Origin of the sequence: Phnomibacter ginsenosidimutans (assembly GCF_009740285.1) — a bacterium.
GTDB classification, from domain to species: Bacteria; Bacteroidota; Bacteroidia; order Chitinophagales; family Chitinophagaceae; genus Phnomibacter; species Phnomibacter ginsenosidimutans.
Genome location: NZ_CP046566.1, coordinates 3,257,152 through 3,283,968, shown reverse-complemented (window position 1 = coordinate 3,283,968; position 26,817 = coordinate 3,257,152). Strand labels below are relative to the sequence as shown.

Below are 26,817 nucleotides of genomic sequence, written 5' to 3'. Positions count from 1 at the left end.
TTTTGCCTGATGAAATGCATTACGCCAACACGAACGGTAAGCCCTAAGGGGCATATTTACACGCATTAACTTTCGTTAACGTATTGATTTACAGAATGTTAAATGAAATTAACAATCAACAGGCTACCAATCAGAGTTGGCTAAGCATTTGGTGAGCAGCGGCCACGATTCCCGGAATATCCTGGCGGTTCATACAGTTGAAATGACCCTTTGGGCATTGGCGATGACCAATTTTGGAGCATGGCCGGCACCGCAGGCTGCTTACTTCAAATGCCTGATGCATGGCGGGCAGGCTGCCATAGTATGGACCCATGCCAAACTCCGGCACGGTATTACCCCAAATAGAAATGATGGGCTTTTGGTATGCGGCTGCAATGTGCATTAGCCCGGTATCGTGACTGATGATGATTTTGGCCTTTCTTACCAGGTCGGCACTTTCGTTGAGCTTGAACTTGCCGCAGGCATTGTAAATTTTTATGGGGTCGACAGCAGCAATCTGGTCTCCTTCAACAGCATCTTCTGGTCCGCCTAGTAATATAATAGGATGATGGATGCCTGCACAAATAGCTTTGAGTTGTTCAACCGGCATTTTTTTGGTAGCCAATGCTGCGCCAATAACTACACCAATGTATCCCGCACTGTGGCTGGTAGGTATATCGTCGGCGGACACATGGTCTGTTTTGGCAATGAAGTAATTCAGGCCTTTGCCATCGTTTACCACACCCAGACTGCTTACGGTTTGCATGTAGCGGTCTACAATGTGCACCGGCGGCATGCGGTTGATTTTAAAATTGGTCAACAGCCATTTTTCAATATTGAGTTTATTGAAGGAAAAGCTTTTTACCTGCAGGCCCCGCTTTACCCGCAGGCTACGCAGATTGTGGTGCAGGTCAATAACGTAATCAAACTGATAAGCCTGCAATAGCTGAATGGCTTCGCTCAAATCTTCTTTTACCAAATGCAGGTGATCGATGTATGGGTTGTGGGCCAGAATAGATTTGAATGATTGCTTGGTCAAAAAATGCACTTCGGCATCGGGCAACTGTGTTTTGATGCAACGAATTACCGGCGTGGTCAACACTATATCTCCAATAGAAGAAAAACGAACAATCAGAAATCTGGCCAATGGCACGTGCTTTTATGGTAGCAAAAAATAAATGCGGAATCTCTGCTGCAAAAATGATGCTAAGGCATCATTTCTTCTACTTCTACGTAGTTCAAATCTTTATGAAAGGTTTCTTTTATCAGTACCGCAGCAATAATGGCTATGGCCATGGTGACGGCGCCGGTAATGATACCGCCGGTTACGTAGTCGGTTTGCTCCCGGAAAAATTTGAACAGGGGCAATATCATTACGGTGAGCATGCCCCGCACCATGTTGGGAATGGTAGTAGCAAGCGGTGGCCCGTATGTTGGTGCCAAACTGCTCGGCACCCATGGTTACAAAAATGGCCCAGAAGCCCGTTCCAAAACCAAGCCCTGCACAAATCCAATACATCGCATTGGCACTGCCATTCCACAGGCTGGTAAAAAAGAGTATCATAAATACAATGGTGATACCATAAAAAAGGTACAATGCTTTTTTGCGGCTCTTAAACCACTGGCTGATAAGGCCAATCAGTATATCGCCAATAGCAATAGCTGCGTAAGCAAACATGATGCTCTTGCCACTGTCGATAGGTTCTTTAATACCAAAGGCTTCGCCAAACTCTTTTGAGAAAGTAACCAAAATGCCAATCACAAACCAGGTGGGCAAACCAATAAAAATGGAAAGCATATAGCGTTTCAATCTTTCCCATTTGCTAAAGAGCATGAAGAAATTGCCCCGCTGTACATTCATTTCTTTTACCTGATGAAACATTCCCGATTCAAATACACTGATACGGAGTATCAGCAGCAAAAAGCCTAAACCGCCACCAATAAAATAACAGGTACGCCAGCCAAAGTTTTCTTTCATGATGAAGGCCACCACTGCGCCGGTCAATCCAATGCCGGCTACCAGCGAGGTCGCTACGCCGCGTTTTTCTTTTGGGGTAAGTTCGCTTACCAGGGTAATGCCTGCACCCAGCTCACCTGCCAAACCAATACCCGCAATAAAACGAATGATGGCATACTGATCGGTAGTGGTAACAAAGCCGTTGGCAATATTGGCCAATGAATACAACAGGATGGAACCGAAGAGTACACTCAGCCTGCCTTTCTTATCGCCAAGCACACCCCATAGCACACCGCCAATCATGAGGCCGGCCATTTGCCAGCTGATGATCCGTTCACCATCGGTTTTAATGAGTTCGTCGGTAAGACCCAAATCTCTCAGGCTGGGCACCCGTATGATGCTGAACAACAGCAAATCATAAATATCAACAAAGTATCCTAATGCAGCCACCAGCACCGGAATGGAAAAAATACCGGCTTGTTTGTTGGAGAGAGAAGCGTTCACAGCAATCAGTTTGTTAGAATTCGCAATCTATTGTTTAGTTGCGGAATCTGACGGGGTTGCTGCTTTCTTTTTGCTGAAAAAAATCTTCCAGATAACAGGCGCTGTTGTTACCAGTACAATACCTATTACAATTACTTCGAGATGAGATTTGAGATCGAAACCAAACTGACTGAGTATAAATTTTTGCAGATAATGACCGGCAAACAACATGCTGAATACCCACAGCAGCGAACCAGTAATGTTGTAAAACATAAACTTAGGGCGGCTCATATCTACTATGCCGGCTACAATAGGCGCAAAAGTGCGGATGAAGGGCAGGAAGCGGGCACCAATAATGGCCAGACCGCCATGCTTTTCAAAAAAGTCGTGTGCTTCGTAGAGGTACTTCCTTTTGAAAAAGAAATTTTCCTTCCAATGGTACATGGCAGGTCCCACCTTACGGCCGGTCCAGTAGCCTACCATATTACCCAAAATGCCACAGGCAGAAATCAGAATCCAAAGCAACAAGAGGTTTACCACATCGCCACCACCATGAATGGGGAATTCGGATGCGAGTTCGGTACTATAAATACCTGCAACAAACAATAAGCTATCGCCGGGTAAAAAGAAGCCGGCAAACAAACCTGTTTCTGCAAAAATGATGAACAATAACAGATACAACCCACCATTAATGATGTAGAACATGGGGGTGAGCAGGTCTTGCCAGGTGAAATGTTTGTTCAACGAAATTTTTTGGCCATTGCTCACCGTGGAAGCGGCCAGCGATACAGCATCGTGATGTGGTGCTTCAATGCGCAAACTGTCCGAAGCCTTCAACCCCTTGATGATCACAAGACCGCTGCCGTTTGTTTCCAACGCATTGCCATTCACGGTTACCCCGGTATTTTTAATGGGGCTGTACTGGTTGTGCAAATACAAAGAATCTTGTTGAGCCAGCAGGCCCGAAGAAACAGCAACCATTAAAAACAAGACAACGAAAAATCGTTTGAGAGAATTGGGCAACATGGGGAATGACATTGAGTCGCAAATTAAAGGCTTTATTACACGATGGTTTGTTAAGACCTGTTTAACTGCAAATGCTATGCAGCCAACGGTGCTTCTTCTGCCAGTTCGCCTTCCCATTTGCTTACCACCGTTGTGGCCAATGCATTGCCCAGTACGTTGGTACCGCTTCTGAACATGTCGCAGAAATGATCGATAGGTAAAATGAGTGCAATGCCTTCTACCGGAATATTAAACATGCCACAGGTAGCAGCTACTACCACCAGGCTGGCCCTTGGTACACCAGCCACGCCCTTGCTGCTCAGCATGAGCACCAGCAGCATAGTGAGCTGTGTGCCCAAATCGAGGTGAATGCCATATGCCTGTGCAATAAAAATGCTGGCAAAAGTCATGTACATCATGCTGCCGTCCAGGTTAAAGGAATATCCGAGAGGCAAAATGAACGATACAATTTTATCCTTACAACCAAAGCGTTCCAGTTCTTCTGTGAGTTTCGGAAACACTGCTTCGCTGCTGGTGGTACTGAAAGCAATGAGCATGGGCTGCCCCAAACGCTTTACCAGCGGTGCCAATCTTTTACCCAAGAAAATGTAACCCACTATCAGCAAAAACACCCAGAGCAATGCAATGCCAGATAGGAAAGCACCGAAGTATTTTATGTAAACAATCAAAACATCGAGACCATTAATGGCAATGGCAGCTGCAATGGCGCCAAATACCCCCAGCGGTGCCGTCAGCATTACATACCCAACCATTTTTAACACTACATGTGCCAGTACATCGAGGGCTTTGATGAGTGGCTTTGCTTTGTCGCCCATGCCGGCCATGGCTACGCCAAAAAGATGGAGAACACCACCAGTTGCAAAATTTCATTGGTGGCCATGGCTTCGAACACACTTTTGGGTACAATGTGCTCTACGAAGTTTTGGAGAGAAAAGCTTTTGGTTTTACCTACTACATCGGCCACGCCACTGGCGTCTACCCCGGCAGGATTCATACCAACGCCCGGCTGCGTTACGTTTACCACCAGCATACCAATAAGTAGAGAAATAAGCGACGCCGTTACAAACCATAATAAGGCTTTGCCGCCAACGCGGCCTACCGCTTTGAGGTCGCCCAGTTTGGCTATGCCCACTACCAGCGTACTAAATACCAATGGCGCAATAATCATTTGCACCAACCGGATAAAGATGGTGGCCAGCAATTTGATATTGGTACTGAAACTCTTAATGAGGTCGGCATTGCCGGTATTGTGTATAAAATAGCCTACAACTACGCCAATAAGCATAGCTACGAGGATGTAAATGGTCAGCTTGTTTTTCATATCTGCAAGTACACTTTGAAAAATGCTTAAAAGGAGGCGTGAAAGTAAGGCTTTACACGAATGCTAAAATCGAAATTGGCCTAAGTAAGCAAGGCTTCGTTGAGTGAGGCCGAAACCAATTGTGGAGATTGTACACAAAGTGCAGCTGCTTTGGTGCCCAGTTGCAGGCACTGAACCAGTGGCAATTGTTGTAGCCAGCCAAACAGCAGCCCTGCAAAAAAGTTATCTCCGGCTCCATTGCTATCTACTACTGGCACTTCCATGGCTGGCAAATCAATCCAGCCGGTAGTGTTGGAAATGGCCGATACTCCTTTTTCTGCATGGGTACATACCACCAGCTCCTTGCCCGTGGCCATTAAATTTTCCATCAGGCTGCGGTAATCACTCAGGTTATCGCTACTAAGTTGAATGTATTGTGCAGCGTCGATAAAAGGCTGATGGTAGCTGCTACTGCCATCAAAATCATGCAGGTCTGTCCAAACGGGTTTGTTGCATGCTTTTACCTGATCAGCCCAGGGCTGGCAATAGCCGATAATGTTCAGCACTATTACATCATGGTCATCCAGCTGTGCTTGAAGATTTTGTGTAGAAAAGTTGATAGAGTTGCTGCTTGTGGTAACAAAAATGGAGATGCGCTTTCCATATTTATCCATCAGGTTGATGTGTCGTTCCGTTCCGGTAACATCTGTTATCAGTTCATGACTGATGCCTTGCTTATGCAACACAGTTTGTATTTGTTGGCCCCAGCTATCATTGCCAACAGCACTGATGAGGTGTACTTGAACACCCAACTTGTGTAAAGCCCACGATTTTCCGGTGCCGGTGCTGCCAATCGTTTCCTGAAAGCGACATTGATGGATGGTAACGGGATTGCCCTTGGGCAGTTCGTCGAGGTACACAATATGATCGAAGGTGGTGCCACCTAAAACGAGGACCCGGCTGCGAAGGTTGGTATTTGTATACATAAGGAACTGGGAGCTATAAAAATGTTGCAAAAGGTACAACGATTGAGTATGCAACAGCACCAGGTTCGGATAGCCGGATAACCTTTGCCATTGGGGAAAAAGGGAGGCGTACTATGACGAATACCCGCACCAGATAAGAATGTTGCGCCATCCAAAAATCAGCGGTATTTGTCGATTCTTTTTTGCGGGTATTGGGCTTAATAATATATTGCGCCTACCCTACCAGAAGAATTAAAATATTGCTCTTTTGAAAGAGCCTTTACTTGCCATGAGCGTGATAACTTGCTACATTGTGGATGATGAGCCCGTGTCCAGAGCTATTCTGCAGTATTACATTTCACAGTTGTCCTGGCTTCACCTGCAAGGTGAATTTGAGGATGCAAAAACTGCGGCGGCTGCTTTCCAAAAGCACCCGGTTGATTTGTTGTTTTTAGATATCAATATGAAAGGCATGTCTGGCATTGCACTTGCCGAAGCCTTATCGCCCAGACCATTGATTGTATTTACTACCGCCAGCCGTGAGTATGGCCCGGAAGCTTTTGCACTCGAGGCTACCGACTATTTGGTGAAGCCAATTACGCAGGAGCGTTTTTTGCAGGCAGCAGAAAAAATAAAACGCACTTGTGAGCAAGAAAAGCCGGCGGCCGGGTCAGAAGATGATGCCTGCATATTTGTACGGGATCACAAAGCGTTGGTCAAATTATCCATTGCAGATATTTTGTATGTAGAAGCCTTGGGCGATTATTTGAAATTGCATACCGGCAACCGTTTTTTTACCATGCTTGGCACCATGAAGCAAATGGAAGAAAAACTAAAAGCCTATGGCTTTATGCGCATACACCGCAGCTATATGGTAGCACTACGGGCCGTAAGTGGTGTAGAAGCCGGCAATATTATTATTGGCCAGCAGCGACTGCCTGTGTCTGACACGTATCGTGCCGAGTTATTCGCAGAAATCAATCAGAAAAAACTGTGAGTAGCTGTAAACAAGTAGCCCTGCAATGAAGCGGGCTTCACCCATACCCGCCTGGCAAAAAATTACCGGTAATGAAGTACGTTCCTTCTTGCTGGTTTTTCTCATTTTGATTGTACTCATTTCTGCCATTATGAGTACACACTATGTTACCAACAGTACCATTGCCAACCTGCAACAAAACACACTGGAAGCAGCCAATACATTTAGGATGAATGGCTTGCTGCAAGATGTAGTGAATCAAACCAATCAAGTGGATTTGGCATTGCGAAAGCGGATGCTGCGGCCTCATCAACAAAACAACTTATTGATGCTGAAAGACAGTGTGCTGCATGTAAAAAAAACATTGCAACGCCTGCAAACAGCCATCATGGCAACACCCAAAAAAGACCATGCACAGCAGCAATTGCTGCAGCTTATGCATGAGCGGTCGGTTTATTTGGATACTCTGCTGCAGCAGTTGGAAAAGCCCGGTAGAAAAGCGGTATCTGCCGTGGCAATGACACCAATAGAAAAGCAACTAAACGACAGCATTTACTATTATGCGCTGCGAATGCAAACGATGCTGGAGCTGAATTTGTCAGCAACATTGTCGAAAGGAAATAATTTGTCGCAACGCATTTCATTGCTTAGCCGCATTTTATCTGTTATCGCTGTTATTGCATTTGCAGCACTGGGTACTTTACTTATCCGCCGCTTACTGCAGCACGATAAACTCATTCGAGAACTAAGGCAATCAAAGCTGGAGCTGGAAAACCTGGCCCGGGTGAAAGAAGAATTTTTGGCCAACATGAGTCATGAAATTCGAACACCCCTCCATGCTATTAAAGGGTATGCCGATTTGCTGAAAAGATCGGACCTCAATGCCCGCCAGCACCGGCAAGTGAATGTGATGGGGCATGCAGTAGAATTGCTGCTCAATGTGGTGAATGATATACTTGACTTTTCGAAGTTGGAAGAAGGCCGGTTGCGTATTGAAAAACGACCTGTAAATCTCGCAGAGTTATGCAAGCAGGTATATCCCATGTTTTATCAGGCGGCTGCAGATAAAGGGCTCAGCTGGAATGTAGATGTAGACCCTGCATTGCCGGATACAGTAATGGGCGATGCGGTGCGGGTAAAACAGGTGTTGTTCAATTTGGTAGGCAATGCCATCAAATTTACAGACCACGGCTATGTACAATTGAAAGTGCGACTGCTACCCTCCGTCGGGCCCAATCATCAGGTTTATTTCGAAGTAAAAGATTCCGGCATTGGTATTGATGAAGCCTATCACCAACTCATTTTTAACCGGTTTGAACAGGCGCCACAGCAGCTTCGGCAGTCCAATAGCATAGAAGGCACAGGCTTGGGTTTATCAATTGTTCAGGGGCTGGTAATGCTTATGAATGGACAAATATCGCTGGAGAGTGAAGCAGGGAAGGGGGCAATTTTTAAACTAACCATTCCTTTTGACGCAGCAGCACCAATACAAGAAGGTGAGCTTAATGAAAATGAAACGGTAGCCGATGAGCAATGGCTGAGCAATGCCCGCATTTTGGTGGCAGAAGACAACGAGATTAACCAATTACTTCTGCAGTATTTGTTTGAAGAATGGAAGATAGCCTGGCATTTGGCAGAGCATGGTGGTGACGTAATAGATAGATTAACCGAAGGCGAACAGTACGATTTAATCTTGATGGATATTCGCATGCCGGTAATGAATGGTTCTGAGGCCCTGCGGGTTATTCGGGAGCAACTGAAATTGCAAATGCCGGTTATAGCCTTGACTGCAAATACACAACTCTCCGGCAACAAAGATTTGCTGGAAGACGGATTTACCGATTGTTTGCCCAAGCCATTTGAGCAGCAGCAATTATTGACCTTGCTGCAAAAGCATTTACCGAATAAGATCAATGGAAATGCATTGCCTTCCAACACGGATGTATGGCCACTGTCCAGCGGGCTGCCAGTAGAAGTTGTACAAAAAGTCATCCCCATTTTTTTACAACATTTTCCTGCAATGCTGCAGCAATTGGAGGCCGCTATGGAAACCGAAGATTGTATAACTGCCGCAGCATTGGCGCATAAAATGTCGGGTACACTTGCTGCCATTGGTACAGAATCTGCTGCGGGATTTCAGTTGTTGCAATTGCGATCATTGCTGGCCGAGCAAGGCTGTTTGGCAGATGCAATGGCTGTATTTATGCAGTTTAAACAATTGGCTCTCGAAGACATTGACCGTTGCGAAAAATACATGCAATCAGCGTTGAACTAAAAAAAGTACCGCTTGGTCGGATTACGCTTATGACAAATCATGTAGTAGCTAAATTTGTCAACGCCATCAGGCAATCAAAACCCTAAACCTTTTTATTAATTTTCTTCGGTTGGACTTTTCGCATCAGCAACTGCAAACTTTTGCCCGGTGGTTTATCATACTCATCTGGACGGGTGGTTTTTTGGCCATTCTCATGTTGCTGCAATCGCCTGAAAGTCCAGTGGTAGTGCATGGAAAAGCAACAGCAGACAGTGTAGCATTCAGCACAACCATCGGCATTTCTGTACCAGTGGAGCCAGAAGTGCCTATGCCGGCAGAAAGGGCTGTTTCTTCCACTTCCATCGATTTAAACAATGAATTACTCGTCTTTCATTCCAAGTCTGCTTTTCTGGAATATTTCGAGAGTCAGTATTCGGTGGAAGAGTTGTTGCATGAATATGATGCGGCCTTAGTGAAAAGTGGCGGTACTACTCAAATGCAGGGTCGTATAGTGGTGCAGCCTAACACAACTGCACAAGGAAAGAGATTTGATCAACAATACAAACTGAAAGTAAAGTTTGACATTAAACCAGTACCACAATGAGGCATAACCGGCAACCGTTTTTTTTATGGATGATTTTGTGTAGTGGGGTTTTGGCAGGTTGTTATCAATCAAGAAAGGCACAGCTGAGTGAGCAATTACAACCGGTGAAAACAGAGATTCGGGCAAAAGACAGTAGCTTGAATGTGCTGAAAGAAAAGATGCAATTCAAATTACAAAATGCTGATGTTGACACCGGCATTTCTAATAGGGTGGGCTCTACTATTCAGCAATTTCAATACAGGAACGATAGTTTGCAAAAGCGGGTGATTGTAATGGATAGCCTGATGAGCAAACGCAAGTCTCTTCGTAAAACATATAAGAAAATATTGACCGTAGAAGCACAATCATTGGCCGCTGTGATTACTGATTCTATAATGAGTCATCGCCAGCAAGTGGTATTTAAAATGGTTGATGATGTGCTGGATAAGGCGAAGCAAAACATGTTTAACCTCGCTGCATTTTTTGCTCCCGGCGAGTTTACCATACCCGATAGCAGCATGGCATTGGTAGATACGATGTTTGGGCCACTGCTCGATTCGCTGATAGTTTTCAGCAACAAGTATGCGCAATTGCCTCGGGAAGCTACTTTGTCATTTTACGGCTATGCCGATGGTCAACCCATCCATCCGGAATCTGCACTGGCACAAACGCTTACGAGCCTGGGCAACCTGCAACAACCAACTGCGGCAGACCTCAACAGAGAGTTGAGCCGATTGAGGGCAGAAGCCATGAGCAAAGCATTGCATCAGTTGTATGAGCAACGCAAGAGTCGCTTTCTGAATCCTGAATTGCTCGATGCGGTAGACATCATCATTGGGATGGGCGAGCAATATCCGAATAGCCGAATTACGGATTATCAGGTGGATGATGAACGGCGGAGAATTGTGTTGTTTTATTGGAGTGTGTTGCCGAAGTAATCAACATGCGTATTGCGGGTTGGCAACAAAGCAGCTTTCAGTTGACAGTTATTTGTAGCAGGTCGGCATTTGTCGAAATATAACCGCCGTTGAACGATAGTGCAATTGTTCACTGCAACGGACTTCTATTTTTGAATTACATCAGCTGTAGCTCTTACCCAATCTGCAGCATACTTGTAATCTTCTACCCGGCAAGCTTTCATTATGCAGAAATTATTGGCTTTGTATAGCGGTACTAATATATCAGCAGCCGACTTATTAATGATTTCATCAAAAGTAGAACGACAGTTTGTAAAGAAGGGGCAATTGATAGCCACACCGGGAAGTGTATGCAATGTGCTGTATGTAATTGAAGCGGGTTTGTTTCGGTGTTTCACGCAAGAAGACGGTAAGGATTACACGTTGTTTTTCAGGAAAGAAGGTGAAATACTAACGGACTATAGGAGCCTCATCCGCAAGGAGCCGGGGCAATTATACATCCAAGCCTTGGAAGACGGAGAGTTGTACAAATTGCAAGCTTCAGATTTGGCAATGCTGTTTCAGGAAGTGCCGGCCATGGTGCAAATGAACTTTCAATTGCTGGAAAAATACTATCTCCGTTTGTTGGATGACTTTACGTTTTTATTTGCCGGAGATGCTACCGCCCGGTTTAAAAAATTCATGTTGCATCATGCAGAAATTATCCATCGCATTCCCCAGCACCTGGTAGCAAATTATTTACGGGTTACGCCTACGCATCTTAGCCGGCTCAAGGGTCAGGAACAGGCTGGCTGATTGGTTATACACATTTTTTTAGCGATTGCGAAAAACTAGCCACTTGCGTTCGATAGCATACACAACATATTTGTTGACCAAATACCATCCGGAGTCCCAAACCGGACCACAATACCCTTACCCAGCCTGCTTTGCAGCCTTTCCCACATCTCACCATACAGCCAATGCACAGCGTTTTTTCACACTTTTAATACCTACCTATGAAAGGAATCTTGTACAAGCAAAGATTGCTGCCACTATTGCTGGCAACAATTGGCGCAATGCCCCTGCTGGCACAGCCCGGCAAAAACGGAGCAGCAACCATTACTACTGCTGCTACCACCATTAACAGCTATACCAATGTAACGGCAGATATTGCTGTTGGTGCTACTAGCATCAGCGTTGCCAACAGTGCCCTAACCGGTGGTGCATTTGGTAGTACAGCACTTGCTGCTGGCGATTACATTCTTATCATTCAAATGCAGGGTGCCAGCATTGATGCTACTAACACAACTGCTTATGGAAGCATAACCTCATATAACAACGCAGGTTTGTATGAGTTTGCCTGTGTGAGTGCAGTGCCCAATGCAACCAGTATTACATTGGCAGCACCAACTGTAAATGCCTATACTGCTACAGGTAAAGTACAAATCGTAAGGATTCCCCGTTATACAACACTTACAGTAAACTCACCGGGTTCTATCATTGCTGCTGCATGGAATGGAACAACAGGTGGCGTTGTAGCAATTGAAACAACAGGTGCCATTGCGTTAAACGTAACGCAGTCTGTGAATGTAAACGGACTTGGTTTTAGAGGCGGTGCATTAGACAACAATACCAGTACAGCAGATGGAACAGTGGTTACAACTTATCGTTCGACCAGCTCGAATGATGGTGCTGAAAAAGGAGAAAGTATTGCCGGCTATCAAACAGAGTACGATGCACTTAATGGAAGATACGGCCGCGGTGCAGCTGCCAATGGCGGCGGTGGTGGCAATGGCCACAACGCCGGCGGCGGTGGTGGTTCCAATGGCAACAATGGGGTAACGTACACAGGTACGGGCAATCCAAGCACCAGCACAGCTGCCTGGGCTAATGCGTGGAATTTAGAAGCAATCAACTTCGCTACTTCAACTTCTTCTGGTGGAGGCCGAGGTGGTTATTCATATGGTTCTGCAAATCAGGATGCACTTACTGTTGCCCCCGGAAATAACAGTTGGGGCGGCGATCAGCGGGATAATGTAGGCGGCTTTGGCGGCCGGCCTTTGAACGTAGCAGGCAACCGGTTGTTTTTGGGCGGCGGCGGTGGAGCCGGCGATGCCAACAACAGTGCAGGTGGCGCCGGAGGTAACGGAGGCGGATTGGTGTTTATTATAGCTGGTGGCAACATTACTGGTGGCGGCAGCATTACAGCCAATGGTTCTGCAGGTGCAAACTCTGTTGGTGGGCACAACGATGCTCCCGGCGGTGGTGGCGGTGGTGGCTCTGTGGTAATCTACAACCGATCCGGCAACGTGGCCAATACAATATCTATTCAGGCAAATGGAGGTGTGGGTGGAAACCAGCTCATCACCAGCAACGAAAGCGAAGGCCCTGGTGGTGGTGGCGGTGGTGGCTATATTGCCATTACCAGCGGTACACCCACCCGCACGGTAAATGGTGCAGCCAATGGTACTACCAGTTCAACTGCCGTTACAGAGTTTACACCCAATGGCGCCACGGCAGGTGCCAGCGGATTGTCACAAACCTATTCGCCTGCAAGTAGCTTGTTTATTGCCGTAAGTGGTACAGTGCTCAACGATGCCAATGGACATACCGACAACCTCATCAATGGCACAGGCTCCAACCTCGGCGGTACCTTATATGTTTCTGCTGTACAATCAGCTACCGTTATTGCTACCGTTCCGGTTCAGTCAAATGGCACATTTACCTTTACCACGTTGCCTCCCGGTACTTATGATGTGGTATTGCACAACAATGCGGCTGGTCAGGCTACCTCTACCATGCCGGCTAACACAAGAAGAACAGCAGAAGGTGCTACAACAGCCGGTGATGGTACGGTAAATGGTATTGTGGTGAGCAAGTACTACCTGTGCTCCGGTTACAGGGTTGTTGTATGGGGTAAACAGACAACCGGTTTCTACCAATTACACGGGCAGTGGTTTTAGTCTTCCTCCCGGTTCAGATTTGGCCAGTGTACCCAGTATAGCTTTCAATGGTACTGATGGTGAAGATGGTACTTATGCAAATAACTTAAATACAAGAACCGTTCGTTTGAATCCCGCAGTTGGAGGTACATTGTATTATTTTAATGGCAGTATTTTCCAGGCTATCACCGTTGCAACCGATATCAGCAATTTCAACAACGATAATGTATACCTCGATCCATCTGCCAGCTCAGGCCCTGCAACAGTGAGCTTCACGTACAGTGTAAGAGACAATGGCGGTGAGTTCAATGCAACTCCTGCTACTGTTACCATGGGCTTTGCTGTATTACTGCCTGCTACAGGGTTGCAGTTAAAAGCCTCTCTGCATCAGTCAGGAAAAGTGCAACTCAACTGGTCGACACTTACAGAACAGCAAACAGCCTATTTCCAGGTAGAAATGAGTTATGATGGTGTAAGTTTTGAAAGCATGGGTAAGGTAGCAGCAGCCGGTAATAGTAATGCGCAGCGTCAATACAGCTTGCAGCAAGCAAAACCAATGGGAAGCAAATGGTACTTCCGGGTAAAACTGATAGACCTTGATGGTAAAGTGAGTTATAGTAATGTAGCCGTGCTGCAAACAGCTGCAAGTGCTGCCAGCATTGGTTTGGCGCCCAATCCGGCCAGAGGAAAAGTTTGGGTAACAGGTTTGACAGGCGCTACCAATCTTTTACTCACAGCGGTAAACGGGGCTGTACTGCTGCAGCAAGCAGGTAGCTTCAGAAAATGTACAAATCGACATCAGCGCATTTGCCGATGGGTTGTATATTGTACAAATACAATATGCAGACGGGCATAAAAAAGCCCTGAAATTGCACAAGCGATAACTGCGTTTTCAATCGTCATAAAAAAAGCTGGCCACACATAATGGCTGGCTTTTTTTATGTGACTTACCAATCATTTCAGTATGATAATTGTCATGTTGAACGCCTGGCAGCGCCAATAATTTTGCATAGGAACAAACTGGTGTATTTGGTTGCCTTAGGTTTTTCCGAAGGAAAATCTCAACCAATGCACAATACTATTGCCACGAGGCAACATGTATCAATGATTGCAATTTGGATAACGCACTCCATTATTGATTGGTAAGCTTTATCCTCAGTTGGGCATTGCTACCTGTAATTCGTAAGCAAGGGTAGTTGATTTACGAGCGTTGATAAAATCCCCTGAAGAAGATGAAACAATCCATTTTGCGTAGCATTGGCTGCGTTGTCATTCTATTGGCCATGGCGCAGCAGTCCTTTGCTCAGCCGGGTAAAAACGGCGTGTACTCAGTAACTACATCTACTGTTTCTGTGAATACGTATACCAGGGTAACAGCCAACGTAGCAAGCTGGCGCTACCAGCATTACTGTTGCCAACAGCGACCTTACAGATGGGGTGTATGGCTACAGCTTGTCACCAGGCGATTTGATTCTCATCATGCAAATGCAGGGCGCCAGTGTTAATACAACCAATACAACGGCATACGGTGAAATTACCAGTTACAACAATGCAGGATTGTATGAGTTCGCCTGCGTTAGTGCAGTGCCTGGCACAACTTCAATAACTGTTACACTGCCACTTATGAATGCGTACAGCGCCAGTGGCAATACGCAGGTCATTCGTGTGCCTCGCTTTACATCGCTTACGGTAGCTACTGTTGGTAGCATTGTAGCCCCGGCATGGAATGGGGCCACGGGTGGTGTGGTTGCTATTGAAACTACAGGTAGTATCGCCCTTTCTACTGCTTCAGCTATCAATGTGTCTGGCCGTGGATTTCGTGGCGGTGCGTTAGACAATAACTCCAGCACAGCTGGAAGTGGTCCAATAACAACTTATCGTTCTACCAGTGGTAATGATGGTGCAGAAAAAGGTGAAAGCATTGCCGGTTCTGCTACCGCATATGACGTATTGAATGGCCGATATGGAAGAGGCGCCATTGCCAATGGCGGAGGTGGTGGTTACATAGGCATTACCTCAGGTACACCTGCCCGTACAGTGGCCGGTGGTGCAAATGGTACCACCACATCTACTGCAGTTACAGAATTTACCCCAAATGGTGCTACCGTTGGTGCTGGTGGCTCTCTTCTTACGTACAATCCTGTAAGTTCTTTATTTATACCTGTAAGTGGCACTGTATTGAATGATGCCAACGGATAAACGGATGCACTCGTAAATGGAACTGGTACAAATCTGAGCAGCGCTTTATACATTTCTGCCGTGCAAAGTTCAGTTGTAGTTGCTACCGCTCCGGTTCAGGCAAATGGCACTTACAGTTTTGCATCGCTGGCACCTGGTACGTACAATTTTGTGCTGCATAACAATGCATCGGGACAGGCTACAGCAGCACTACCTGCAGGCGTGGTAAATACTGCCGAAGGAAGTACAGCATCAGGAGACGGAACCATCAATGGTATTGTTATTGGTACCAGCTCATGTGAAGCACTAACCAATTTGAACTACGGCATCAACCGCCGGCCGGTGGCCAATAACTACAACACCAGTGGCTGGAGTCTGCCTCCGGGCAATTCCCTCGAAAATGTGCCCAGTTCAGCTTTCTCTGGTAGTGATGCTGAAGATGGCACATATGCCAACAACCTCAACGGACGTACAGTTACGCTGAATCCTGCCGTCGGCGGTACGTTGTTTTATTTCGATGGATCACTGTTTGTACCAATTACCAGTACTACGGTCATAAGCAATTTTAACAACGACAATGTGTTCATTAACCCAACTGCAAGCGTAGGGCCTACCACAGTAAGTTTTAGTTTTTTGGTGAGAGACAATGCCGGATTTGACAATGCAGTGCCTGCACAGGTGAATATGACTTTCTCTGTATTGCTTCCTGCTACCGGTTTGACACTATCGGGCAGTTATGCAAATGGAAAAGTGAAGCTGCGTCGGCAAACACTTACCGAACAGCAAACACGTTCATTTGCAGTAGAAATGAGTTACGATGGTGTTTTGTTTCAGCAGGCAGGCCTTGTAGCTGAAGCTGGCAACAGCAACACCTTGCGTAAATACCAGTTTGATACCAACAAACCTGCCGGACAAAAATGGTACTTCCGCATACGCCTCACCGATGCGGATGGTAGTGTGAGCTACAGCAATATTATCAGCCTGACTGCATCTGCAACCGCTTCTGCCAAGGTAGGCATGTTGCCCAATCCTGCCCGTCAGTCCGTGTGGGTGTCGGGGCTTGCAAAAGCAAAAGAAATATCAGTGCTGGCCATGAATGGTATGCAATTGAAAAGAATAGCAGTTACTGCCGAAAACATGCAGGTAGATGTTTCAGCATTGGCTACTGGGGTGTACATACTACAAGTAGCTTTTGCCGATGGTAGTACAGAAGTAGTGAAACTATACAAGCAATAAAGCAACGCTTGACAGCTTGTACAGAGGGCAGGCTATTCCAAATAAACTTAGCCTGCCTGTAGTTGGGCAATTGGTGTTTGAAGATCACGATCCAAAGGTGACCAATGTCATGTATTGAAATGGAAAGAGGGGGGATGTTTGCATCGTAATGTTATGTTAGCAAAATACTGTCCTGCATACATGATGCACTTTTTGCACTATCGGTAAAAGGAGGATGAATAAACCCCCTTTTCGTATTGCAACTTCCCCGGTAAAAAAAGCAATATACACACTCTAGCCAGCAGGTTACTCATATCAGCCGGAGGCCGAAGTATGGTTTTTCTGCTTTTTATGGGATGTAGTTGCTGAGATTGATAATGAAAAAGAATCATGATGTACAAAATAATATTTAGCCATCGAGTTTTCAGGGCCTGTAATCCAAAATTGAATTGTATGAAGCGAAATCAACATCAACGCTCCTTTTTTTGGTTGCTATTCATAGCACTCTTCAGTACTGTTATGCAGGGCTACGCCCAAGCTGGCAAAGAAGGTGCCAGAACAGTAACCACCGCTAACACGGTGCTCAACACCTACACCCGGGTTTCTGCCAACGCAGCAGCTGGTACTACTACCCTCACTGTAGCGAGTAGTGCCCTCAATGGTGGTGCTTTTGCAGGTAACCTTGCTGCCGGAGACTACATTATGATCATGCAAATGCAAGGCGCTACCATCAATACCGGTAATACGGTGGACTATGGCAGCATTTTAAATTACAACAGTGCTGGCCTCTATGAGTTTGTGTGCGTTGCCTCAGTACCCAATAGCACTACTATCAACGTCACTACCCCATTAATCAATAGCTATACTGCAGCCGGGCATACACAAGTCGTTCGTGTTCCTCGTTTTACTACCCTTACTGTAAGTGGTTCCGGTAGCATTACCGCACCTGCATGGAATGGCAATACGGGTGGTATAGTGGCATTAGAAACAACGGGATTGGTTACATTATCTACTTCACCAGCAATTAATGTAACGGGCTTAGGTTTCAGAGGAGGTGTGTTGGATAATAATACCAGTTCTTATGGTACTATTGTTACCAGTACCTTCAGAACTACCAGTAGTAATGATGGTGCCGAAAAAGGAGAAAGTATTGCCGGCTTTCAAACAGAATATGATGGATTGAACGGACGTTACGGCCGCGGTGCAGCAGCCAATGGCGGCGGCGGCGGTAATGGCCACAATGCCGGTGGTGGTGGTGGTGCCAATGGCAACAACAGCGTTACATGGACAGGCATGGGCAACCCTAGTACATCAACGGCCAACTGGGCCAATGCCTGGAACCTCGAAACTGCAGGTTTTGCAACTTCTACATCCAGCGGTGGTGGCCGCGGTGGCTATGCTTTTGCGTCAAGCAATCAGAATGCATTAACCGTAGCTCCCGGCAACAGCAGTTGGGGTGGCGATTACCGAGATAATGTAGGTGGCCTGGGCGGCCGGCCATTGAGTGTAACGGGCGACCGTTTGTTCCTGGGCGGCGGCGGCGGTGCCGGCGATGCCAATAATGATGCCGGTGGTGCCGGTGGTGCTGGCGGCGGACTGGTAATAATAAAAGCAGGCGGCGGAGTAACCGGAACTGGTAGTATTGTAGCCAGTGGTAATGCAGGTGGAAGTACCACGGGTAGCCACAATGATGCTCCCGGCGGTGGCGGCGGCGGCGGTTCCATTGTAATTGACGCTACCACTGGGTCAGTGGCCAATACCATTACACTCACAGCCAACGGTGGTGCCGGTGGTAATCAGCTCATCACCAACGACGAAAGCGAAGGCCCCGGTGGTGGTGGTGGCGGTGGCTATATTGCCATTACAGCTGGTACACCTACCCGCAATATTGCTGGGGCAGCCAACGGAATTACTAATTCAAATGGCGTTACAGAATTTACACCTAACGGTGCTACCAGAGGAGCCAGTGGCCTAAGCACAACATACACAAGAGCTTCATCGCTGGTAGCTACAACCGCAGCTGCTGGTACAGACATTACCACTTGCCCTACTGCTATCACGCTTGCTGGTAATACACCTGCTTCGGGTGTAGGTACCTGGACATTGGTAAGCGGCCCGGCTGGTTCTTCTTTTGCCAATGCAAATCTTGCTACCACAGCGGTAAACGGTGCTAAATACGGCACTTATGTTTTCCGCTGGACCATTGTTGCCCCTAACTGCCAAACCACTTTTGATGATGTAACGGTTTTTGCTTTCTGCAATTCAGACAATGATGGATTAGCAGATAATATTGATATTGATGATGACAATGATGGCATACCCGATATTATCGAGAATGGCGGATACGATCCTTTTGCCGACGCCGATAGCGATAATATTCCCAATTACCTCGATACCACACCGGGCACGGGTTTGCCAGCATTTGTTGATACCAATGCCGACGGCATCAACGATGCGTATGACGCCGATAAAGACGGCGTTTTAAATAGCCTCGATTTGGATAGCGATAACGATGGTATACCTGATATTGTAGAAGCAGGTGGTGTAGATACCAACGGCGATGGCCGTGTGGATGTATTTGCTGATAGTGATAACGATGGCCTTGCCAACTTGTACGATGTATCAACAGGTGGTAATGCGATTGCCAATGCCGATAGCGATGGCGATGGCATTAAAAATATTTACGACTTAGACAGCGATAATGATGGCATACCCGATGTGGTAGAAACCGGTGGCACCGATGCCAATGGCGATGGCCGCATTGATGGATTTACCGATGCCGATGGCGATGGTCTGAGCCAGCAGGTAGATGGCGATACCAATAACGATGGCACTGCAGAAAATTCAGCCAACGCATTGCTCCTTACCGGCCCCGATGCCAACAGCAACGGTGTGCCCGATAGCTACCCTGTGGTAACAGATGCCAACAGCGACAGAGACAATTTGCCCAACTACCTCGACCTGGATAGTGACAACGATGGCCTTCAAGATATTAAAGAAGCTGGCGGTACAGATGCCAACAACGATGGACGGGTAGATGGATTTACCGATACCGACAGCGACGGCTTTAGCCAAAACGTTGATGGTGATACCAACAATGATGGCACTGCCGAAAACACAGCCAATGCACTGCTTACCACCGGCCCCGATGCCAACAACAATGGTGCACCTGATAATTACCCCAATGATAATATTGACGGTACCGGCCGCCCCAACCCCTACGATATCGATAGTGATGATGATGGCCTGGTAGACGTTATAGAAATGGGCGGTACCGACAGCGACCGCAATGGTGAAATAAACCCTGCTGGTGGCGGTGCCTGGGCCGATACCGATGGCGATGGCTGGAGCGACCTGACTGATGCCAGCAACGGAGGTACGGCACTCTCTCCCGGCGATAAAGACCTCGATGGAAAACTCAACTACCTCGATCTGGATAGCGATAATGATGGTGTACTCGACAACTGGGAAGCACTTTTCTATAGCCTGTCCGATCCGAATCAGGATGGTAAATTGGATGTGGCCGGCGTATTTGTAGACACTGATGGTGATGGCCTTGGAGATGCCCTCGACCCATGGAATGACCTCACCAACGCTGAGTATACACCGGGTAAAATCAACGTTACTACTACCGCTAATACTCCATACAATGCCGACCGCGATGGTGACGGACTCATCAACGTGTACGACCTTGATATAGATAACGACGGTATTGTAGATAACATAGAAGGGCAACCTACCCAAGGCTGGGTAGCTCCAACCGGCCTCGACCACGATGGTGACGGAGTGGACAATGCCTATGATGTAGACTTTAGTGGAAGCAGCCAACCGGCCGGGTATGTAAATACCGATGGTGGTAGTGCTGCCGACTATGCTGATACTGATGCTGACAACGATGGTTTCCGCGACATCCGTGAAAACTTCCTCGGACCAAGCAGTGATGGCAAAGTGCCGCCGGGCGTGTTAGACCCCAGCGAAATTGATGCTAACAATGATGGCGTACTTGATCTTTCCGCATTTACCGATGCAGACAATGATGGTATTGCTGACATTTTCGATTTGGTATCTGGCATTGGTACAGCCAACAATATCAACAACAACCAAACGCCCCTCAGCATGCCCAACCTGCAAAACCCTGCAGCAGGCAGCAACAGAGACTGGCGGGAAGCACCCGATAGCGATTTGGATGGCATTACAGATAACATAGACCTGGACGACGATAACGATGGCATACTCGATACCGTAGAAGGCACAGTCGATACTGATTTAGATGGCTGGCCCAACTACCTCGATCCGGATAGCGACAATGATGGTATACCCGACGTACTGGAAGCTGGCGGTTCAGATCCGGATGATGACGGATTCCCGGGTGTATACAATGGATCAACCGTGAATGGTGCGGCTTATGCTGTATTGGTAGATGCCAACGGTTTGCCACTGGTACTCAGTGGTACACCGCTTTCACCAGCTAATTTTGATGGCGATCTGCTGCCAGATTTTCTTGATTTGGACAGCGATAACGACGGTATTGCCGATGTAGTAGAAGCTTTTGGCCCCACTGCCGATGCGGATGGTGATGGGCAAATTGGTGCAGGTATCTTTATCGATATTGATGCAGATGGTATTAACGATTTGGCCGATGAAATCAATAGCCTTTCTTACGGGGGCACATTGCCTGGTGGCACTGCTGTTACCGTGTTGGATACTGATGCCGATGGTAACGCCAACTACCTCGACCGCGATAGCGATAACGACGGTATTGCAGATGTAATTGAAGCCGGTGGCCCCGATGCCGACGGAGATGGTGTAATTGGCACTGGTCCAATCACAGATACTGATGGCGATGGCATTTCTGACTTAACGGACGTCCATGCTCTATCGGGCGGCACCCCTCTGCCAACACCCGATAGCGATGGCGATGGCAAACCCAACTATCTCGATTTGGATAGCGATAACGACGGCATAACCGATGTGATTGAAGCTGGCGGCTCCGACCCTGATAACAACGGCCAAATAGGCAGCGGCACCGGTACCGGTATTACTGATACCGATAATGATGGGCTGGCCGATGTCGTGGACGGTGCTGCTTTACCATTAACCAACAGCGATGCTGATGCAAAACCGAACTACATTGATATTGATAGCGACAATGATGGTATTGTAGACAACATTGAAGGACAAAGTACCGCTGGCTATATAGCCTATTCGGCTACTGATACGGATGGCGATGGTTTGGCCGATGCTTTTGATAACACCGTTGGTTTTGGCGGCAATGGTATTACACCTGTAAATACCGATGGTACCGGCAACCCCGATTATCTCGATGCAGATGCGGATGATGACGGCCGCACCGACCGCCTCGAAGGTTGGGATACCAATGGCAATGGCATCATCGATGGTAGCGAAACGGCCTACACAGGTACCACTGATACCGATGGCGATGGCCTGCTGGATGAATACGACATCAACGATGCACTCATCAATCCATCCAATGGTACTACACCTGCCAGCTACCCCGATGCTCAAAACCCCGGTGGTGATAAAGACTGGCGCCAAACCCTGACTTACGTAACCATTTCAGGTTCTGTTATCAACGACTATGATGGTACTAAAACCCTCACCGGAAGTGAAACGGTACTGAATGGTACCAATAGTGGTGGCGGATTATTGCCCGGTGCTGTATTGTATGTAAATATGATTGGCCCCGATGGTAAAGTTGTGGCTGTAGCTCCAGTACAAGCCGATGGCTCATACACTGTTACTACCGTGCCCGCTATTGCTGCTAACCTCGAGTTCCAGCTGAGCACTACCATGGGTGTTGTGGGCAATGCCAAACCTGCTACTACACTGCCAACCGGCTGGGCAGCAACGGGTGAAAACAAAAACGGTTATGGTGGCGCTGCTGATGTTGTGAACAATGCAGAACTTCCATTTACGGCAAGCACTACCGGTTTCGGCAACTTCATTTTCGGCCTCGATCGTAAACCTGTAGCAACGGCCCAAAACGACCTGATTGGCGTAGGGCTGGATGTGGGTGAAACTTACGATTTGGATAACAACCCAATGGCGGCCACCGATGCTGAAGATGGTACATTAGGAACGGGTAGTACCTTTATGATTACTACACTGCCACCTTCTGCCGATGCCACCCTCAACTATAATGGTGTTGACATTACCACGCCAAACTTCGTCATAACCAATTATGATCCTGCCAAGTTGAACATCCGTTTCAACCAGCTGGGCGTATTGTCTACCAGTTTTGGTTACACTGCAATAGATGCAGCAGGTGTACCGGGCGATGCAGTAATTTACAACATGGTATTAGGTGTTGCGCTGCCCGCTACGGGCTTACAACTGCAGGCCAGCGTAAACAACCAGCAGGTATTGCTGCAGTGGTCTACGCTTACGGAGCAGCAAACAGCTTACTTCGAAGTAGAACTGAGCTACAACGGTACCAGCTTTACAAAACTGGCACAGGTAGCTGCCGCTGGCAACAGCAATACACTGCGTAAATACCAATACGTGACTGGCAAACCTGCTGGTGCACAGTGGTACTACAGAGTAAAGCTGGTGGATAAAGATGGCAAAGTGAGCTACAGTAATGTAGCAATGCTTACGGGCAATGTAAATGCTACCATGGTAGCAGTACTGCCAAACCCTGCCAGCAGTAAAGTAACGGTTACAGGCCTGGGCAATGCCAAACAACTGGTACTGACCAATGCTGCCGGTGCCATAGTGAAGCGGTACAATGTAACTGCTCCGCAAATGGAACTGAACATTGCCAGCCTGCCAGATGGCATGTACGTAATTCGAATACTACAAACGGATGGCAGCACACAAGTGCTGAAACTGATGAAACGTTAATCAACAAAAAGAGCAACCAAGATGGTTGCTCTTTTTGTTGGATCAATCCTGCTGATTGTTTTCCTGTAGCCCAAGGGCTGCGCTGCCTGAAACATGGGCCCGGCAGGGGCCAGCCCCGACGCTTCGGTCGGGGCCGGAGCGAAGCGGAGTGTGAAAGGGAGCGAACCGCAGCCCGGATATGCACAGCTGTTCACAGCCCCGCCGAATTACCCTTCGGCATTCCCGCTGGCATGGGTTACATTTGCGGCTCATTATCGAGCCTTCACAAACTTTTTCATGGAAATAAACAGCGCAACGCTCCAGCAACTCCGGATTACGGAAGCGGAATATGAACTGATTAAGGAAAAAATGGGCCGTACGCCCAACTTCAATGAACTCTGCGCCTTCAGCGGCATGTGGAGCGAACATTGCAGCTACAAAAACAGCATCAAGTGGCTGAAAACCCTGCCCCGCGATGGTGGCCGTATGCTGGTGGCTGCGGGTGAAGAAAACGCCGGCCTGATGGATATTGGCGATGACTGGGGCGTGGTGTTTAAGATTGAAAGCCACAACCACCCCAGTGCCATCGAACCTTTTCAGGGAGCTGCTACGGGTGTGGGCGGCATTCACCGCGATATTTTTACCATGGGTGCCCGTCCCATTGCGGCACTCAACAGCCTGCGCTTTGGCAACCTGAACGAGAAGAAAACCCAGTGGTTGCTGGGTGGCGTGGTGCACGGCATTGGTCACTATGGCAACTGCTTTGGCGTACCTACCGTAGGCGGTGAAATTTATTTTGAGCAGAAATATCATACCAATCCGCTGGTAAATGCCATGAGTGTGGGCATTGTAAAAGCGGGTGAAACCGTGAGTGCCACAGCAGAAGGCGTGGGCAACCCCGTGTTTTTTGTGGGTAGCGCTACGGGTAAAGACGGCATCGGTGGTGCCAGCTTTGCCAGTGCCGACATTACCGAAGAGAGTGCTCAAGACTTGCCGGCCGTGCAGGTGGGCGACCCCTTTCAGGAAAAGAAATTGCTGGAAGCCTGCCTCGAAGTAATTAAAACCGGTGCTGTAGTAGGCATGCAGGATATGGGTGCTGCTGGCATTATTTGCTCTACGGCCGAAATGAGTGCCAAGGGCAAAAGCGGTATGCGCATCGACCTTGACAAAGTGCCTACCCGCCAGGCCAATATGAAAACCTGGGAACTGCTGCTGAGCGAAAGCCAGGAACGCATGTTGCTGGTGGCAAAAAAAGGTCAGGAAGATGCCATTTTGAAAGTGTTTGAAAAATGGGACCTGCCCTGCAGCAATATTGGTGAAGTAACCGACGACGGCTTGCTGAGCTTTTACATGCACGGCCAGCTGGAAGCACAGATTGAAGCAGAAATATTGGTACTGGGTGGCGGTGCGCCGCAATACACCCGTGAATACACCGAGCCAAAATACCTTACACAGGTAAATGCTTTTGATCGATCAACTGTAGCCGAACCCGCTGACCTAAAAGCGGTGGCAGAAAAGCTGGTGACCATCCCAAACATTTCCAGCAAACGTGCCGTGTACGTACAGTACGACAGCATGGTAGGTACGGGCAATACCCAAACCAATGCGCCAAGTGATGCGGCTGTGGTACTGGCCAAGCCAAGTAATAAAGCACTCGCAGTAACCACGGATTGTAACAGTCGCTATGTGTTTGCCGACCCCTACAAAGGAGCGATGATTGCCGTAGCCGAAGCTGCCCGCAATATTGTGTGCAGTGGTGGTGAGCCGTTGGGTGTCACCAACTGTCTCAACTTTGGTAATCCTTATGACCCCGAAGTGTATTGGCAGTTTGTAAACGCCATTAAAGGCATGGGCGATGCTTGTAGAAAATTCAATACACCGGTAACGGGTGGCAACGTGAGCTTTTACAACCAGAACCCCGACGGACCGGTGTATCCAACACCCACCATTGGTATGGTAGGCCTGTTGGAAAATGTGAACGATAAAATGACGCTTGACTTTAAGCAGGCAGGCGATGTGATTGTACTGCTGGGTAAAAGCAGCAACGACATCAACAGCAGCGAATACCTGCACAAAATGCATGGCGTGGAGTTTAGCCCCGCACCGCAGTTTGAGCTGGAAGAAGAATTCCATTTGCAAAAAGTATTGGTCGACCTCATCAAAAACAAACTCATCAGCAGTGCACATGATGTGAGTGAAGGTGGTTTGTTCATTACCCTTTGCGAAAGTGCTTTCTGGAACAATCTTGGTTTTGATGTCAACACAAATGCATCAGTACGTAAAGATGCTTTCCTGTTTGGTGAAGCACAAAGCCGTGTAGCGGTAACGGTAAAACGGGATGCACTCGCTACGTTGGAAGAAGCACTGCAAAGTCACGGTCAGCACTACGAAGTAATAGGCGAAGTAACCAGCGGCGATATTATTGTAGACGCCGCCAGCTGGGGCAATATTGATGCATGGAAAGAAAATTACGACAATGCCATTGCCAACCTGCTTGCAGGTCACGAAAGTGAGCATGCATTAAGTGCTTTGTAAAATATGAACTGGTAAAACAATGACGCCTGTTGCTGTAAAGTGACAGGCTTTTTTTATAGTTGAATGCACAGCTTTTCCAGGCATTCTTCTTCGGTCAGCTCTTTTACCTCACCCGGTGCTAAGCCTTGCAGTGTAAGGTTTTCGATGCTGATGCGAATCAGTCTTTTACATGGATGACCAATGCCTTTCACCATTTTGCGTACCTGATGAAACTTGCCTTCGGTAAGGGTGATGAGCAGCCAGCTGTGCGGAATGTAAAACTGTAACTCACCTGCATTGCTGATGTAAGTTTCAGGATGAGCAATACGTTCTACCAAACAGGGTTGTGTGGTATAAATACTATCGTTGGTATGGCTGATGCCAATGCCTGCCCGCAGCAGTTCAATTTTTACATCGGGCACTTCATACTTTACCTGCACCAAATAGCTACGTGTATGCGGGGTGCTGCCTTCAAACAGCAATCTGGTGATGCGTTTGTTGGTAGTGAGCAGCAGCAGGCCTTCGGAATCTTTGTCTAAGCGGCCAATGGCGTGTGTGCCTTCAGGAAAATCGAAATCTAAATCGCCCAACAGCCTCACATCATGGCTGCTCACAAATTGGGAGACCATGTTGCGGGGTTTGTGGATGATGAAATAACGGTGAGTTTGCAACAATTAATTTTGCAGTGAATGTAGCATGTTGTACA

General features: G+C 47.5%; 16 protein-coding genes and 1 pseudogene. 11 read left to right on the top strand and 6 right to left on the bottom strand.

The genetic code is table 11. From position 1 onward, the window contains the following. Positions 1-130: 130 nt before the first annotated feature. From GLV81_RS14155 to GLV81_RS14135, 5 genes and pseudogenes are all read right to left on the bottom strand, one after another. On the bottom strand, positions 131-1,126 hold the full coding sequence (locus GLV81_RS14155) for a glycosyltransferase family 9 protein (RefSeq protein WP_157479446.1): 996 nt from the start codon (positions 1,124-1,126) through the stop codon (positions 131-133). A 99-nt stretch (positions 1,127-1,225) separates the two neighbouring features. Next, positions 1,226-2,440, bottom strand: a complete 1,215-nt coding sequence (locus GLV81_RS14150; protein ID WP_246186021.1) for an MFS transporter — start codon at positions 2,438-2,440, stop codon at positions 1,226-1,228. Between the two features lie 27 nt (positions 2,441-2,467). Beyond that, entirely contained in the window at positions 2,468-3,445 is a 978-nt protein-coding gene (locus GLV81_RS14145) for a DedA family protein (RefSeq protein WP_246186020.1), read from the bottom strand. 74 nt (positions 3,446-3,519) lie between these two features. After that, positions 3,520-4,730, bottom strand: a pseudogene (locus tag GLV81_RS14140) (dicarboxylate/amino acid:cation symporter). A 116-nt stretch (positions 4,731-4,846) separates the two neighbouring features. Further along, a complete protein-coding gene (locus GLV81_RS14135) occupies positions 4,847-5,731 on the bottom strand; it encodes a carbohydrate kinase family protein (protein WP_157479445.1) in 885 nt (294 codons plus the stop codon). A gap of 268 nt (positions 5,732-5,999) precedes the next feature. On the opposite strand from GLV81_RS14135, the gene GLV81_RS14130 reads away from it, so the two are divergent. From GLV81_RS14130 to purL, 11 genes are all read left to right on the top strand, one after another. Further along, on the top strand, positions 6,000-6,707 hold the full coding sequence (locus GLV81_RS14130) for a LytR/AlgR family response regulator transcription factor (RefSeq protein WP_157479444.1): 708 nt from the start codon (positions 6,000-6,002) through the stop codon (positions 6,705-6,707). Positions 6,708-6,732: 25 nt separating this feature from the next. Beyond that, on the top strand, positions 6,733-8,961 hold the full coding sequence (locus tag GLV81_RS14125; RefSeq protein ID WP_157479443.1) for an ATP-binding protein: 2,229 nt from the start codon (positions 6,733-6,735) through the stop codon (positions 8,959-8,961). Positions 8,962-9,070: 109 nt separating this feature from the next. After that, on the top strand, positions 9,071-9,544 hold the full coding sequence (locus GLV81_RS14120; protein ID WP_157479442.1) for a hypothetical protein: 474 nt from the start codon (positions 9,071-9,073) through the stop codon (positions 9,542-9,544). Positions 9,545-9,648: 104 nt separating this feature from the next. Next, a complete protein-coding gene (locus GLV81_RS14115; RefSeq protein WP_157479441.1) occupies positions 9,649-10,461 on the top strand; it encodes a hypothetical protein in 813 nt (270 codons plus the stop codon). A 204-nt stretch (positions 10,462-10,665) separates the two neighbouring features. After that, entirely contained in the window at positions 10,666-11,235 is a 570-nt protein-coding gene (locus GLV81_RS14110) for a Crp/Fnr family transcriptional regulator (protein ID WP_157479440.1), read from the top strand. Positions 11,236-11,435: 200 nt separating this feature from the next. Next, a complete protein-coding gene (locus tag GLV81_RS14105; protein ID WP_157479439.1) occupies positions 11,436-13,382 on the top strand; it encodes a beta strand repeat-containing protein in 1,947 nt (648 codons plus the stop codon). Positions 13,383-13,488: 106 nt separating this feature from the next. Next, positions 13,489-14,217, top strand: coding sequence for a hypothetical protein (locus tag GLV81_RS14100; protein WP_157479438.1), 729 nt, complete (start codon positions 13,489-13,491; stop codon positions 14,215-14,217). A gap of 611 nt (positions 14,218-14,828) precedes the next feature. Continuing rightward, positions 14,829-15,560 carry a hypothetical protein gene (locus GLV81_RS14095; RefSeq protein ID WP_197428358.1) on the top strand — a complete coding sequence of 244 codons (732 nt, stop codon included), beginning with the start codon at positions 14,829-14,831 and terminating at the stop codon, positions 15,558-15,560. 60 nt (positions 15,561-15,620) lie between these two features. After that, positions 15,621-16,775 carry a T9SS type A sorting domain-containing protein gene (locus tag GLV81_RS14090; RefSeq protein ID WP_157479436.1) on the top strand — a complete coding sequence of 385 codons (1,155 nt, stop codon included), beginning with the start codon at positions 15,621-15,623 and terminating at the stop codon, positions 16,773-16,775. Between the two features lie 432 nt (positions 16,776-17,207). After that, the gene (locus tag GLV81_RS14085) at positions 17,208-23,618 is read left to right on the top strand and encodes a T9SS type A sorting domain-containing protein (RefSeq protein WP_197428356.1); all 6,411 of its coding nucleotides are present in this window, start codon (positions 17,208-17,210) and stop codon (positions 23,616-23,618) included. Between the two features lie 276 nt (positions 23,619-23,894). Further along, positions 23,895-26,132, top strand: a complete 2,238-nt coding sequence (purL, locus tag GLV81_RS14080; RefSeq protein WP_157479434.1) for a phosphoribosylformylglycinamidine synthase subunit PurL — start codon at positions 23,895-23,897, stop codon at positions 26,130-26,132. Between the two features lie 53 nt (positions 26,133-26,185). On the opposite strand, the gene GLV81_RS14075 is transcribed toward purL, so the two are convergent. Then, positions 26,186-26,782 carry a pseudouridine synthase gene (locus tag GLV81_RS14075; protein WP_246186019.1) on the bottom strand — a complete coding sequence of 199 codons (597 nt, stop codon included), beginning with the start codon at positions 26,780-26,782 and terminating at the stop codon, positions 26,186-26,188. Positions 26,783-26,817: the final 35 nt, after the last annotated feature.